The organism is Halalkalibacter sp. HAAS-P014 (genome assembly GCF_056619965.1).
This window is the reverse complement of the sequence record NZ_JBWQTV010000002.1, coordinates 217,016-231,212: the sequence shown is the minus strand read 5'-3', so window position 1 is coordinate 231,212 and position 14,197 is coordinate 217,016. Positions and strand designations below refer to the sequence as shown.

The following is a 14,197-nucleotide window of genomic DNA, read 5'->3' as shown; positions in this document are numbered from 1 at the left end:
TACTTACAGAAACAAATTCGGGCATATGCTTCACGAAAAAGTCCCATCCATTCACAAAGACATTTTTTAAACCAAAGATCCTTTAATTCATTATCTGGATCAATTTGAGATAGGGTTAAAAAATTGCTTTATATGTACAATTCTTCTTATAACCGTTCATCGCAACTGTACCTAGCTTGAATGTGAGTCAATGTCAAATGCTCCGAACAAAACTCATCAAAGGCTAATAATAAAGCTTCAATCTTAGTCAGTATACCCTTTTCAGCCAACAACGTCTCGGCCATACATACATAAACACGACTTATGGAAGAACAAGCTTCCCATCAGTTCAGTGAACTCATAAAAAGCTTGTTCTAAACACATTTCAAAAAATGTGGTCAAGTGCATTACTCGCAATAAAAAAGCTATTCTCAAATAGCAAAAATCGTTACTGACAAACAATAATTTCTCTCGAAAAAGTACCTTTTTTCGCAACACATCGATCAACGATTTCAAAGCCAGCCGCTTCAATCACTGAGTCCATAGGTTCTATCGTAACAATAACTGCTTTTCGAGAAAACTTTCGAGCGCTTTGGATCATTTCTAGTTTTTCTTTCGATGTTATGACAGAACAGAGATTATACGGCATATCAATAATCGCCACGTCATACTCCCCTTGTACATCGCGAATATCACCTAATGTTATTTCTCCTTTAAATCCAAAATACGTTAAATTTTTTCTAGCGCCTGGCAAAACCAATGGATTGATATCTCTACCAACAACGTCAATGCCCAACGATAATGCTTCTATCAAAACCGTACCTATACCACAACAAGGATCAATTACTGTTTTTCCTTCCGTTTTTGGTACCGCTATATTGACAACTGATCTTGCAAGACGGGTACTAAGAGCTGTCGAGTAATTATGTGGTTTCTTTTGATGCTTGAGCCAAATAGCTTCGCTTTTATGGTATCTACCTAAGATCCATTTTTCCTTATCTTTCATTACACATAGCAAAACATCCGGCTTATGTAAGTCAGCTTTACCTTTTATACGCAAACCAATTTTGCGCTCGATTTCACGCCTATTTTCAAAACCAACTTTGTCGGACTTATCTGTATTAGGTACAAACATCACTTTGAATGTAGCTTCAGCTAATACCAGCTCTCCAGCTTTCTCAACTATCTCTTCAAGCCTTGTACCTTCTAATAAAATATCTATCCTTTCTTTAATAAACGGACTCCTGCTTGGGTCAATAGCAATGGCGCTATACAATATTGATTCATCTGTATCCTGCCCAAATAATGACCTCATTTCTAATTTACAAAGAGAATGTTCATCTTCATGATAGGAATATCTATATAAATAATTGACTGGAGTTATGTCGTTTACATCCATCTAATTCATTTCCACCCTTTGCTTATTCATTTCCACCTGTCATATTTCTTGAAGATACATTGCCTATGCACAAGGTGGATTTCACTCTTAGTATTATATAACATCCTCAATGCTAACGGCCGGTGTAATTGTCCATTCATTGGTTATATTATCAATGAGGTGATAAACTGATGCGAAAATTTGTTCTTTTTCTTTTTATTTATTCACTAATAGGAGTTCCAGCAACAAATGCTGAATTCAATGACAATGTTGAAATTTTTGATATCAAACAAGACAGAGTAGTAGAGAGTATTCCTGCTTCTAATAAGATCCTTGCAGAAGCCGAAAGTTACTTAGAAAATATTGATAGTATATATAAGAAGTTTAAACCGATGCCCAAAGAAGGCAAATTAATAAGAATCCCATTTAATCCTCCAATAACCATCCATAATCGTTGGATGAACTCAGACACCAAAGAAGTTATATTTATTATTCCAAAACATGATTCTCCACTATTATTAGTATTTGACGATGAAGGTTCTCCTTTCTTTTTTACGTTCAACAAAGAGATTAGCCAATTATTAGATATGTTGAACAAGCAGGAATCTTCTTAATTCGACAATCTAAGCTTTTTACCGTTCATTTAGCAATCACAATCAATAAAGCATTAAAAAGAGTTAACACCAATAACAAATTAGTGTTAACTTTTTTTGTTTATGTACATATCTTTTCAATTTGATAAACGAACATACATTCGTGTAATATAAATATAAAAGCGGTGGTGATCAACTGATGCTTACTGAAACGGAAGAGGAGTTAATAAAAAAATTCATTTATTTACCATTAGTTAGAAAGGTACTTGAACGGGACTTGAAAATGCTTCTTAATGCAAAACTAAAGTTTGCCGATCCATATATTCATCTTGTTGAGTCTGTAATTATTAAGATTGGAATTGATTTAGGCAAGGTAAAAAAAGAAATGGTAAAAAAGCAGTTATATGTTTATGATCTAGGTAGAACTGATGATGTTTGTAAATATTTAATTGTTCATAGAGGTTATCGCTCTGAATCCAATTTATTTCCACATCTAATGAAGCAAACCGTTGAGTCCTACATTGAACAGTACTTTAAAAAACGATAACAAATCTTACTGATTTTCTAATTTGAAATTGGGATCATTTACAAACTACCTATTTAAAATGGCACGAATAAAAAGAAACAAACTAAAAGATACTAATCTCAAATCCAAGAAAGAGGTGTTTAAACATGGTAAGTAGCAACAATAATTCAAATCAATTATTAGTTCCAGGTGTACAGCAAGCATTGGATCAAATGAAAGTTGAAATTGCATCAGAATTTGGGGTTCAATTAGGAGCTGACACGACTTCCCGTGCAAACGGCTCTGTTGGTGGAGAAATTACAAAACGTCTAGTCCAAATGGCTGAGCAGCAAATGGGTGGATCTCAGTTTTAGTTTAAAATAAGTACTTGGCGCCTACAAGATTTACTGGAAGCGCCAAGTACTTATTTACTTCAATGTCACAACTAGAATAAACTAAGCTGTCCGGTTTCAGTTACGGGCTCTTCTTCCTTCCGTTCACTATTAATCGAAAAGTCATTGCCGATAACCTTGTATTGTACGTTATCTTCCATTCTTGTTATTTCTATTTGTGCACTTGGTTTATAAGATTCTATATAGACAGCAACATGAGGGTAAATTTTATACTTGCCCGTTGCATACACAGCTGCACTTGAGCCATTATCTAGTAAGTAATCACATAAATCACTTAGAGTAAAACTTTTATGCCTCACCAGATACTCTTTTATTAACTCTTTTTCTTTATATGAGAGCACTTAAAAATCCTCCCCTCTCATAACATTTGCTTATTTTTCACCTCTGTCTATCGTAACATAATTCCTCAAAAAAAATCATTAAGGGTAAGGTTAATTTCAATATACCATTTTCCCTCATTTTGCTACTATGTGGAGAGTCTATTAATCTCTTAATAAAGGTTATTCAGTAACACACAAGTACTTAATGCCATTTATGGAAGAAAAAACTTTTATTTCTTCTAAAAAACAAATTAAAAAGGAAATACTCCAAACTTACATAATTTGTAAAAAACAGGAAAGTATAACAATTAAATTCAGAAAGGAGTCGTTTCTTATGAAACATAAACACCTCATTTTTATACTCTTTGTTGCCATCTTAAATATCTACAATAAGACTTGGAAGTCGTTACCTTACTATTACAAAAGTATAGGGTATTCTAGCTTTATTAATTCTTTTTATTATTATGTTTTTAAAAGGCACCTTTTATGGGAGTTCAAACCTGGGGACTTTAATTGGCGTTTATTAAGAGGCTTACATACTTTTTTTATAACACCTTCGTTGGTCCTCTTATGCTTATCTAACTTCCCTACCTCACGACTAAAACAAGTTATTCATATTATAAAATGGGTGTTCGTTTCAGCTACAGCGGAACACTTCATTGCGAAAGATAGGATGATCATCTTTAAATATGGTTGGAATATACTTTGGTCTGCAATGCTCTATGTTCAAATGTATGGATTTAGCTATTTATTTCCCAAACGCCCTAAACTTGTTTGGGCTCTTTCATTTCTTACTATCTTATTTTATATGCTCAAATTTAAAGTTCCCATAACGAAAAGGTTACTCAAAGGACCATTTTTTTTATTTTTCAATAAAGCTCGTAACCCCTATAAGGAGAATAGTAAAACAATGATCTATCCGTATTACTTTTACCTTGATCAACAACTATCAAAGATGCTGACTAAAACATTCTGAGCCACAACAAATCGTCTATAAAGGTGTGTAAGAAATGAATCAGTACATAAACATTGGAGCAAACCTAGAAACATTTATTTTATTGACGGTTATAAGCATTGGTGTCAGTGGACTTATTTTTATTCTAAGGATAGAGTGGAGACGCTACGGAGCTTTGTTTTTAATCAGTGCGAGTGTAGGACTTATTCTTTGTCACATCTTTGTTAAGTTAGGTTTTTACGCTTACCCTTACCGACTCTTTCCACACATATCTTCAATGCCTTTTTTAGCAATTATAACTTCTTTCCCCTTACTCGTCTTAATCGGCGTAAGGTATAGCCCTCAAACATGGGCTTGGAAAATTCCCTTTTATTGGACGATAATTCATATAGGGATGTTTATTGAAACACTTGTATTAACGGAAACTCAGATTATTGAGTATGTATTTAAATGGGATTTTTGGGACTCGTATACTTGGTGGTGGATATATTTTCTTACCTTTGAATGGGTTGGAGGAATGATCATACCTGAGCATTTACGGAAACCTCTTAGTATTTACCACCTTCAATATGGGAAAGTTGGATGGTTTATTATTCATTTTATTTTAATTGTTACAATATTCTTAGGGGGGTATTATTTAGGTTCATTACAGTAATAATTGAAAACAAAAGCACGGGAATGTTTCTCAAAAGCTCAAAGTTTAGTTTGCCATAGCTCCGTTTGCTAAGTCCCTTGAGAACAAACTTTTGATATTGATGTAACGATGCTTTGAAACACTCCCGTATAAAGAAAACCTCATGAACTTCTATCTTCGTTTAGTTTAAAGTTAACATCTCTCTCATATCTTCTTCTGCTGTTGTAATCAGTTTCAAATCAAATGCTTCTTGTAACACATTCAAGACACCTGGGGTAATCCACTCTGGTGGTTTGGGTCCAATTCGAATATCTTTAATACCTAAGCTAAATAAACCAAGAAGAATGGCCACTGCTTTTTGTTCAAACCACGACAATACGATACTTACAGGAAGTTCATTCACTTCACAATCGAATGCTTCAGCTAAAGCTAGTGCGATTTTTACTGTTGATACAGAGTTATTACACTGTCCTAAATCAATATAACGAGGAATACCCGTGTCAGCTACAGTGCCGAAATCATAATCATTAAAACGGAACTTCCCACATGAAGTCGTTAAAATCACCGTGTCATTTGGTAATGAAGTTGCTAATTCACGATAATAATTACCACCAGGACCTGGCGCATCACAACCTGCTATAACGAAGAAACGTTGTATTTTGCCTGCTTTTACAGCATCAACAATCTCAGGTGCAATTCCAATCACTGTGTTATGGTGAAACCCTGTTGTTAACTGTTCATCACTTTTCATATCTGCATCCGGTAAAGATAATGCTTTTTCAATTAAAGGAGTAAAATCATCGTTAATTATTTTTTCCACTCCTTCTAAGCCAGCAATATCATATGAGAAGAAGCGATCTGAATAGCTTCCTTTAATCGGCATGACACAGTTTGTTGTAGCTAGGATCGCACCAGGGAATTTCTGAAACAAACGACGTTGGTCAAACCATGCTTTCCCTATATTCCCTTTGAGATGTGGATATTTTTTTAATTCCGGATAACCATGGGCTGGCAGCATTTCAGAGTGAGTATAAATGTTAATACCTTTTCCATCTGTTTGTTTAAGTAATTCTTCCAATGCAAATAAATTATGACCTGTTACAATAATCGCTTTTCCTTCGACTTTATTTTGCGAAACCGTTATAGGCTCAGGAATTCCTAATTTACTTGTATGGGCTTTATCCAAAAGTTCCATTACTTTAACTGCTGACGTCCCTACTTTCATTGCCATATCAATATGCTCTTGCATATTGAAGTTTGAATTTGTTAATGTCATATACAAAGCCTCATGTGTAGTAGCATCGACATCTGGATCCGAAAAACCTAACTGCCTTGCATGAGTAGCATACGCAGCTATGCCTTTTAACGCAAATACAAGTGTGTCTTGTAAGCTTGCAATATCTTCATTTTTCCCACAAACGCCAACGACTGTACATCCCCCAGTCGGAGTTTGCTCACATTGGTGACAGAACATATAATCACCCTCCAATTTCAATAAGTTTAATCTTTTATAATATGTATTTTATATATATCTTTAAGTGAAATCTGTGACATTGATCACATTCCCGAAATTATTTGGCAAAAATAAAAACAGCTGTGAATAATACCACTAGCTGTTTTTAACATTTTATTTATTTAACAGAATAGCCTTCGCTTCCGAGATTTTTTCTTCAGTCGGAGGCTCAACACCTTCCAAAGCATAATCTAATCCTAGTTCTTTCCACTTATAAACACCTAACTTATGATATGGAAGAACTTCAACTTTTTCAACATTATTTAGTTGATCAATAAACAAACGTAAATTTTTCAAATCATTCACATCATCTGAAATTCCAGGAACAAGTACATGGCGGACCCATACTGGCATACGTTTACTTGAGAGATATTTAGCAAACGTCAAAATATGGTCATTTTTCATACCTGTTAAAGCTTGATGTTTTTCTCGATCAATATGCTTCAAGTCTAGTAGTACTAAATCTGTTAAGGACAATAATTTATCTAATTTCCGTAAAAATTCAGGATGTTCTTGGAAACAACCACCTGAAGAGTCAATTGTTGTATGAATACCTAATTCCTTACACTTTGTAAAAAGTTCTATTAAAAAGTCGAGGTGAAGCAACGGCTCTCCACCGGAAACGGTAATTCCACCACCACTACTTTCAAAATAGGGCAAGTAAGATTTTACATCCGTAACAATTTCATCAACTGATGTATCTTTGCCTTCACCAATTTTCCACGTGTCTGGATTATGACAATATTGACAGCGTAACAAACAACCTTGCATAAAGACGATATATCGTAATCCTGGTCCATCTACTGTTCCACATGTTTCTATTGAATGAACTTTTCCAATCATAACTATCCCTCATTTTCTGTGATAACCAAGGTGACTTAGAAGAATTGCCCCCATAAGTTTACTATCAGTTTTTGTTTCATTTAGGGGGCATTCCCATCAAGGAATCAAAAAGGGGAAAGGCACCCTTTTTGATAAAAACACCTACAGTGATTCGTGGAATGTACGATTAATAACATCGATTTGTTGATCACGTGTTAATTTAATGAAGTTAACAGCGTAACCCGATACACGAATCGTTAATTGTGGGTACTCTTCTGGATGTTCCATCGCGTCAATCAACGTATCACGATTGAATACATTAATGTTTAAGTGATGGCCCCCTTGTTTTGAATATCCGTCAAGAATCCCTACTAGATTTGATGTTTGATCCTGATCTTCTTTACCTAATGCTTTTGGTACAATGCTAAACGTGTTTGAAATACCATCAAGTGAGTACTCATATGGAATTTTCGCAACGGAAGTTAGTGAGGCAAGAGCTCCTTTTTGGTCACGACCATGTAATGGGTTAGCCCCTGGTGCGAACGGTTCTCCTGCTTTTCTACCGTCTGGTGTATTCCCTGTCTTTTTACCGTATACTACATTACTTGTAATCGTTAATACGGACATAGTTGGAATGGCATTGCGATACGTTTTGTGTTGTTTCAGTTTGTTCATAAATGTTTTCACAAGTGAAACCGCAATATCATCAACTCTATCATCATTATTACCATATTTAGGATAATCACCCTCGATTTCATAATCGACGGCAACACCTTGTTCGTCACGTATTACTTTTACTTTAGCATGTTTAATAGCACTCAAACTATCAGCAGTTACCGATAACCCTGCAATTCCACATGCCATCGTACGGATTACCTCTTTATCATGTAATGCCATCTCAATTCGCTCATAACTGTATTTATCATGCATATAGTGAATAATGTTTAGTGTGTTCATATAAAGTTCTGCTAACCAATCCATAGTTTTATCAAAGTTCGCAGTAACCTTATCGTAATCTAAATACTCATCAGTAATAGGTGCGAAAGCTGGTCCAACTTGCATTTTTAATTTCTCATCGACACCACCATTGATTGCATATAAAAGTGCTTTTGCAAGGTTAGCACGCGCTCCAAAGAATTGCATTTGCTTTCCAATTTTCATTGCACTAACACAGCAAGCAATCCCGTAGTCATCACCATAGCTAGCTCTCATCAAATCATCATTTTCATATTGGATTGAGCTGGTCTTAATGGACATTTTCGAACAGTATTCTTTAAAGTTATGAGTCAATTGGTTTGACCATAACACCGTTAAATTCGGCTCAGGAGCTGGTCCTAAATTGTCTAATGTGTGTAAGAAACGGAATGAGTTCTTAGTCACTAAAGGTCGACCGTCAACTCCAACACCACCAATAGACTCTGTTACCCATGTAGGGTCTCCACTAAATAATTCGTTATAATCAGGAGTTCTCGCAAATTTCACAAGACGGAGCTTCATTACAAAATGATCAACCAATTCTTGTGCTTCAACCTCTGTTAGCGTACCTTCTTGTAAATCACGCTCAATGTAAATATCTAAGAATGTAGATACACGGCCTAGACTCATTGCTGCACCATTTTGCTCTTTAATTGCTGCTAAATAACCGAAATATAACCATTGGAATGCTTCTTTTGCATTTTTTGCTGGTTCAGAAATATCAAACCCGTAAGAAGCTGCCATTTGTTTCAATTCTTGAAGCGCTCTGATTTGTTCTGTCATTTCTTCACGGTCACGAATTACATCTTCTGACATAGTCGATCCAGTTGTTGCTAATTCTTCTTGTTTTTGTTTAATTAAGAAGTCAAGACCGTATAATGCTACGCGACGATAGTCCCCTATAATACGACCACGTCCGTAAGCATCTGGAAGGCCTGTCACAATTCCTGCTTTCCGAGCCAATTTCATTTCAGGAGTGTATGCATCAAATACTCCTTGGTTATGGGTTTTACGATATTTAGTAAAAGTCTCTTCTACTTCAGGAGACAACGTGTAACCATATGATGCACACGAATCTTTTGCCATTCGAATGCCACCGAAAGGTTGAAGAGATCTTTTGAAAGGTTCATCAGTTTGAAGCCCAACGACTTGCTCTAAATCTTTGTTCAAATAGCCTGGACCATGAGATACAATTGTAGAAACAATTGATGTATCCATATCAACAACTCCGCCATTCTCACGTTCTTTTTTGCTAAGATCCATAATTTGATCCCACAATTTTAAAGAATGGTCAGTTGCTTTTGCTAAAAATTCTTCATTTCCTTCATATAAAACGTAATTACGTTGTATGAAATCTCTAACATCTACTTCATTTTCCCATTTTCCTTGTTTGAATGTTCTCCAGTAACTCATTAACATCACCCTCAGTCATCAAATTCAAATACGACTATTATAACTATTATAAATGTGAACTCATTCACAAAGCGAGGCGCAATCTTTTTAAGAAAAAGAATCTGATTCATTCGCTCTCAACTCGGCGGGAGTCATAACCTGTTGCTTACATTTATAAGATTACTATTTTATCTCCTTAAACAATGTGATAAAAATCACACCACACCTCATAATTACGTGACAATTTTTTGAACGGACTGTATATTTCTATACAACTAGAAAAACGTCATCATTTTGCATCTCAATACAATACGTTTGAACGTTGCCCGTATCAGGTGCCTGAACTTTTCCGTCCTCTAGAGAGATCCTCCAATCGTGAATCGGACAAAAGACATACTCACCACTAACAAGACCGTCTGATAACTTTCCTCCTTTAGGATGAGGACTCCTATTTTCAATAGCTTTTACCTCTCCATTTGAAAGCCGAAAAATAACAATTTCTTTTTGCCCGACAACAAATACTTGACCAACCTTACTTGGTATTTCATTATAGTTACTTAGTTTTATTCGAGTTCCGTTATTAATCATTACTACCTACCCCTCTCATTTTACATTCACCTATACATTCAATAACTCTCGTTTCGTGTAATAAACATCACGTATTTGTTCGTCTTCAATTGCTTGTTTCCAAGGTTCTTTATAACGAGTTAGTGTTTTCTCCAAACGTTTATTCAATTCACTTCTCACCTTACCATCAGCCAATACTTCTTGAACATGCTTTAACCCTAGCCGTTCTAGCCAAGTTGATGTACGCTCTAAGTAAAGTGCTGTTTCACGATAGTATTGCAAATAGGCTCCTGTGATCTCGAATACTTCATCCTCTGTTTTTACTTTACATAGAAGATCACCAGCCCGTAAGTCTGTTCCTCCGTTTCCAGCTACATAGATTTCCCATCCACCGTCAAGACCCACAATTCCCACGTCTTTTATTCCTGCTTCTGCGCAATTTCTAGGACAAGCTGATACACCCATCTTCACTTTGTGTGGTGTGTCTAACCGCTCAAACCTCTTTTCCAATTCAATTCCTAAACTCATAGAATCTTGCGTACCAAAACGACAGAATTTTGCTCCGACACATGTCTTAACTGTACGTAACGTTTTTCCGTATGCATATCCAGACGGCATTCCCAGATCTTCCCACACTTCAGGCAATTGCTCCTTTTCAAGCCCGTACAATCCAATTCGTTGTCCACCAGTAATTTTCAGCAGTTCGACATTGTATTTGTCTGCTACATCTGCGAGTCTCCGTAGATCTTTTGCTGTAGTGACACCTCCATACATTCTTGGAATGACTGAATACGTTCCATCTTTTTGTATGTTTGCATGCATTTTTTCATTTACTAAGCGTGAATCCCTTTCATCTACATATTCAGGATAAATCATTCCTAAAAAGTAATTAAGTGCTGGTCTGCATTTTGAACAGCCTTCATCGTTCGTCCATTCTAAAACATTCATGACTTCCCGAATCGTTGTTAACCCTTTTAACTTAATTTCTTCAACTACTTCATCACGACTTCGTGTTGTACAGCCACAAATTGTCTGTTTCTCAACTCTTTGCTCGAATTCATCTCCTAGTGTATGGACAATAATATCTTTAATTATCGGTTTACAACGGCCACAAGAACGCCCTGCATTGGTACACCCACCAACTTGTTCAACGGTTGTCAAGTTCTCTTCTTGAATAGCGTTAACAATTGTCTCCTTATCGATGCCATTACAACCACATACAATCTCTTCATTTGACATATTTGAGACATCATTTGCTTCAGAAATGCTCTCTGCTTGAAAAAATGAGATTGATGTAAAATTCGAGACATCTTCCTTTTTAGTTAACATCTTAAATAAACGATTACTGTCTTTCGTATCACCGTATAAAACAATACCGACTATGCGATTGTCCCTTATGAGTACTTTCTTATAGATTCCTTCATATTCATTATGAATAACGATTGATTTTGAAGTAGGATCATCATAAATTTCACCGGCTGAAAAAAGATCAATTCCCGAAACTTTCAATTGTGTCCCAGTAACCGAACCTTCATAACCTTTGGCTTTTTGGTTACAGAGAGTTTTTGTTAGAACTTTTCCTTGTTCATAAAGGGGGGCTACAAGACCATAAACCATTTCTCTATGTTCAACGCATTCACCTATGGCATAGATATTTTGGATATTTGTTTCCATATAATCATTTACAACAATTCCCCGATTTACATAGATTCCACTTTTTTCTGCCAACTTAACATTGGGTACAATACCTGCAGTCATTACCACTAATTCTGTATCAATGTTCGCTCCATCTTTAAATCGGATTCCTTCCACACGGTCAGACCCAATGATTTCAACAGTTTCTTTTCCCATCAGAAAATTCATGCCCTGTTTCTCTAATTCCTCTTTCAGCATAGTAGATGCAACTTCATCGAGTTGGCGCTCCATCAAATGGTCTACTAAATGAACAACATCAACGCTCATCCCAAGATGTAATAAGCCTTTGGCAGCTTCTAATCCCAGAAGCCCTCCTCCGATAACAACTGCCTTTTTAGATTGTTTCGAAACTTCCATCATCGTTTCACAGTCTTTAATATCTCGAAAACCAATCACACCGTCTTTCTCTACTCCAGGTACCGGAAGCACATACGGCAGTGAGCCAGTTGCTATAATTAATTTGTCATATTCTATTTCTTGCTCTTTATCGGTATGAACACGTTGATTATTCACATCAATTTTGATTACTGTTTCACCAGTAAATAGTTTAATATGATTAGATTCATACCAATGCTTATCATTTATAATGGTCTCTTCAAACGTTGTATGTCCTTGAAGAACATTTGAAAGCTGGATTCGATTATAGTTGGGGTGTGGTTCATTACCAATAATCGTTATACTAAATAGGTTTGGGGTAAGTTTCAAAATCTCTTCAATTGTACGAACTCCTGCCATCCCATTCCCTATCATTACTAATTTCATCTTATCCATATGTATCCCTCCATTATGCTCACCATTTCACAAGTTATGTTTTCTAATACACATACTACATAACTAAAAATCGTTTGAATGTGAAATGAATCACAATATCTAATCTAATTTACTTTTTACATGCCTCTTATAAAACACACTTTTATAGTTTATTTACTTTTTTAATAACTAGTTTTCTATTACACCCTTTCACTTTGTGACGAACATCACTTTCACCAGCTATATATACTTGTATGATGTTCATATATTAAATTGAATCTTATATAAGTAAATTATTGGAGGAAACATCATGGGAAGAATAAAAGATTGGAATCCAGAAAACACAGAATTCTGGGAAACAGAAGGAAAACGACATGCAAAAAGGAATCTATGGATCTCAGTACCATCTTTAATGTTAGCCTTTGTTGTATGGCAAATTTGGTCAGTCGTTGCTGTTAGGTTAAACGACATAGGTTTTACATTCACGAATGAACAACTATTTACTCTAGCCGCCATCCCAGGACTTGTAGGAGCAACATTACGTTTTGTGTATACTTTTGCAGTCGGCAAATTCGGTGGGAGAAACTGGACTGTTTTCTCTACTGCAATTTTATTAATTCCTACTTTGGGGATTGGTTTTGCAGTACAGAATCCCGAAACACCTTATTGGGTTATGCTTCTACTAGCTGCACTATGTGGCCTTGGTGGAGGTAGTTTTTCATCTTCTTCATCGAACATAAGCTTCTTTTATCCGAAAAAAGAAAAAGGAACTGCACTGGGAATTAACGGTGGTTTGGGTAATATGGGGGTATCTGTCGTTCAATTTGTTACTCCTTTAATTATTGTTGTAAGTACATTTGCTTTTATAGGTGGAGAAGGCCAGTTTTTAGCAAATGGACAAGAAATATGGCTACAAAACGCTGCTTTTATATGGGTTATTCCAATTATTATAATGACAATTGCCGCTTATTTTGGAATGGATAACCTTCCAACAGCAAAACAATCAGTAAAAGATCAATTTGTTATTGTCAAGCGCAAGCACACTTGGATCATGACAATTTTGTATGTGGCAACATTTGGTTCATTCATTGGATATGGTGCCGCTTTCCCTTTATTACTAAGTTCTCAATTCCCTGAGTATGTAGGATTAGCTTTCATCGGTGCCTTTTTGGCTGCAGCTTTTCGCCCTATTGGAGGATGGATTTCCGATAAGTTCGGTGGTGCTAGAGTTACAGCTTACCTTTTAGCGATCATGTCTCTTGGAGCACTTTCTGTAATTTATTTTAGTGGCCAGCAACAGTTTGTTGGGTTCTTACTATCCTTTTTAATCTTATTTATGGCAGCTGGAGCCGGTTCAGGTTCTACTTTCCAAATGATTCCTATTATCTTTCCAGCAAAAGAAGCAGCACCTGTCCTAGGCTTTACAGCTGCATTTGCAGCTTATGGATCGTTCTTTATTCCTCAATTATTTGGTTGGTCGGTTTCTACTACTGGAACACCAGTTACTGCGTTGTACTTCTTTATCGGATTTTATGTAATCTCTAGTCTGCTCAACTGGTACTATTATCAAAGGAAAAATGCAGAAGTTCGTTGCGATGATGTGACAAAGGACGCTGCCTAGATTATTTCCTTTTTAGGGGGCATTTCAAAGGTTCAAACCTTATGCCCCCTGCTTCTTTTTATTTCACAGTTTAAGAAATAAAGAC

Annotated in this window: 12 protein-coding genes; 5 read left to right on the top strand and 7 right to left on the bottom strand. The window is 35.9% G+C overall.

The features are described from left to right. Positions 1 to 427: 427 nt before the first annotated feature. A complete protein-coding gene (locus AC1FXZ_RS01875; protein ID WP_480050450.1) occupies positions 428 to 1,378 on the bottom strand; it encodes a methyltransferase domain-containing protein in 951 nt (316 codons plus the stop codon). A gap of 170 nt (positions 1,379 to 1,548) precedes the next feature. On the opposite strand from AC1FXZ_RS01875, the gene AC1FXZ_RS01870 reads away from it, so the two are divergent. From AC1FXZ_RS01870 to AC1FXZ_RS01860, 3 genes are all read left to right on the top strand, one after another. Further along, positions 1,549 to 1,971 carry a hypothetical protein gene (locus AC1FXZ_RS01870; protein ID WP_480050448.1) on the top strand — a complete coding sequence of 141 codons (423 nt, stop codon included), beginning with the start codon at positions 1,549 to 1,551 and terminating at the stop codon, positions 1,969 to 1,971. A gap of 178 nt (positions 1,972 to 2,149) precedes the next feature. Continuing rightward, positions 2,150 to 2,497 carry a YhjD family protein gene (locus tag AC1FXZ_RS01865; RefSeq protein ID WP_480050446.1) on the top strand — a complete coding sequence of 116 codons (348 nt, stop codon included), beginning with the start codon at positions 2,150 to 2,152 and terminating at the stop codon, positions 2,495 to 2,497. Between the two features lie 125 nt (positions 2,498 to 2,622). Next, positions 2,623 to 2,829: an alpha/beta-type small acid-soluble spore protein gene (locus tag AC1FXZ_RS01860; protein ID WP_480050444.1), complete on the top strand. Its 207-nt coding sequence runs from the start codon at positions 2,623 to 2,625 to the stop codon at positions 2,827 to 2,829. Between the two features lie 71 nt (positions 2,830 to 2,900). Here AC1FXZ_RS01860 and AC1FXZ_RS01855 read toward each other — a convergent pair whose 3' ends face one another. Next, positions 2,901 to 3,209 carry a DUF3895 domain-containing protein gene (locus tag AC1FXZ_RS01855; protein WP_480050442.1) on the bottom strand — a complete coding sequence of 103 codons (309 nt, stop codon included), beginning with the start codon at positions 3,207 to 3,209 and terminating at the stop codon, positions 2,901 to 2,903. A 989-nt stretch (positions 3,210 to 4,198) separates the two neighbouring features. On the opposite strand from AC1FXZ_RS01855, the gene AC1FXZ_RS01850 reads away from it, so the two are divergent. Continuing rightward, entirely contained in the window at positions 4,199 to 4,798 is a 600-nt protein-coding gene (locus AC1FXZ_RS01850) for a CBO0543 family protein (protein ID WP_480050440.1), read from the top strand. A gap of 160 nt (positions 4,799 to 4,958) precedes the next feature. Here AC1FXZ_RS01850 and hcp read toward each other — a convergent pair whose 3' ends face one another. The 5 genes from hcp to nirB form a co-directional block, all read right to left on the bottom strand. After that, on the bottom strand, positions 4,959 to 6,251 hold the full coding sequence (hcp, locus tag AC1FXZ_RS01845; protein WP_480050438.1) for a hydroxylamine reductase: 1,293 nt from the start codon (positions 6,249 to 6,251) through the stop codon (positions 4,959 to 4,961). A 153-nt stretch (positions 6,252 to 6,404) separates the two neighbouring features. Further along, positions 6,405 to 7,133 carry a pyruvate formate-lyase-activating protein gene (gene pflA, locus AC1FXZ_RS01840; protein WP_480050436.1) on the bottom strand — a complete coding sequence of 243 codons (729 nt, stop codon included), beginning with the start codon at positions 7,131 to 7,133 and terminating at the stop codon, positions 6,405 to 6,407. 141 nt (positions 7,134 to 7,274) lie between these two features. Continuing rightward, a complete protein-coding gene (pflB, locus tag AC1FXZ_RS01835; protein ID WP_480050434.1) occupies positions 7,275 to 9,506 on the bottom strand; it encodes a formate C-acetyltransferase in 2,232 nt (743 codons plus the stop codon). A gap of 240 nt (positions 9,507 to 9,746) precedes the next feature. Then, positions 9,747 to 10,067 (bottom strand): nitrite reductase small subunit NirD, encoded by a 321-nt coding sequence (gene nirD / locus AC1FXZ_RS01830; RefSeq protein WP_480050433.1) that lies wholly within the window; start codon positions 10,065 to 10,067, stop codon positions 9,747 to 9,749. 30 nt (positions 10,068 to 10,097) lie between these two features. After that, on the bottom strand, positions 10,098 to 12,512 hold the full coding sequence (nirB, locus tag AC1FXZ_RS01825; protein ID WP_480050431.1) for a nitrite reductase large subunit NirB: 2,415 nt from the start codon (positions 12,510 to 12,512) through the stop codon (positions 10,098 to 10,100). Between the two features lie 289 nt (positions 12,513 to 12,801). On the opposite strand from nirB, the gene AC1FXZ_RS01820 reads away from it, so the two are divergent. Continuing rightward, the gene (locus tag AC1FXZ_RS01820; protein ID WP_480050429.1) at positions 12,802 to 14,112 is read left to right on the top strand and encodes a NarK family nitrate/nitrite MFS transporter; all 1,311 of its coding nucleotides are present in this window, start codon (positions 12,802 to 12,804) and stop codon (positions 14,110 to 14,112) included. The last annotated feature ends 85 nt before the right edge of the window (positions 14,113 to 14,197 follow it).

Excerpts from the sequence above, each read along its gene's own strand:
- AC1FXZ_RS01875 (WP_480050450.1), bottom strand. The coding sequence starts at position 1,378 with ATGGATGTAAACGACATAACTCCAGTCAATTATTTATATAGATATTCC.
- AC1FXZ_RS01870 (WP_480050448.1), top strand. The coding sequence starts at position 1,549 with ATGCGAAAATTTGTTCTTTTTCTTTTTATTTATTCACTAATAGGAGTT.
- AC1FXZ_RS01865 (WP_480050446.1), top strand. The coding sequence starts at position 2,150 with ATGCTTACTGAAACGGAAGAGGAGTTAATAAAAAAATTCATTTATTTA.
- AC1FXZ_RS01860 (WP_480050444.1), top strand. The coding sequence starts at position 2,623 with ATGGTAAGTAGCAACAATAATTCAAATCAATTATTAGTTCCAGGTGTA.
- AC1FXZ_RS01850 (WP_480050440.1), top strand. The coding sequence starts at position 4,199 with ATGAATCAGTACATAAACATTGGAGCAAACCTAGAAACATTTATTTTA.
- hcp (WP_480050438.1), bottom strand. The coding sequence starts at position 6,251 with ATGTTCTGTCACCAATGTGAGCAAACTCCGACTGGGGGATGTACAGTC.
- pflA (WP_480050436.1), bottom strand. The coding sequence starts at position 7,133 with ATGATTGGAAAAGTTCATTCAATAGAAACATGTGGAACAGTAGATGGA.
- pflB (WP_480050434.1), bottom strand. The coding sequence starts at position 9,506 with ATGTTAATGAGTTACTGGAGAACATTCAAACAAGGAAAATGGGAAAAT.
- nirD (WP_480050433.1), bottom strand. The coding sequence starts at position 10,067 with ATGATTAATAACGGAACTCGAATAAAACTAAGTAACTATAATGAAATA.
- nirB (WP_480050431.1), bottom strand. The coding sequence starts at position 12,512 with ATGGATAAGATGAAATTAGTAATGATAGGGAATGGGATGGCAGGAGTT.
- AC1FXZ_RS01820 (WP_480050429.1), top strand. The coding sequence starts at position 12,802 with ATGGGAAGAATAAAAGATTGGAATCCAGAAAACACAGAATTCTGGGAA.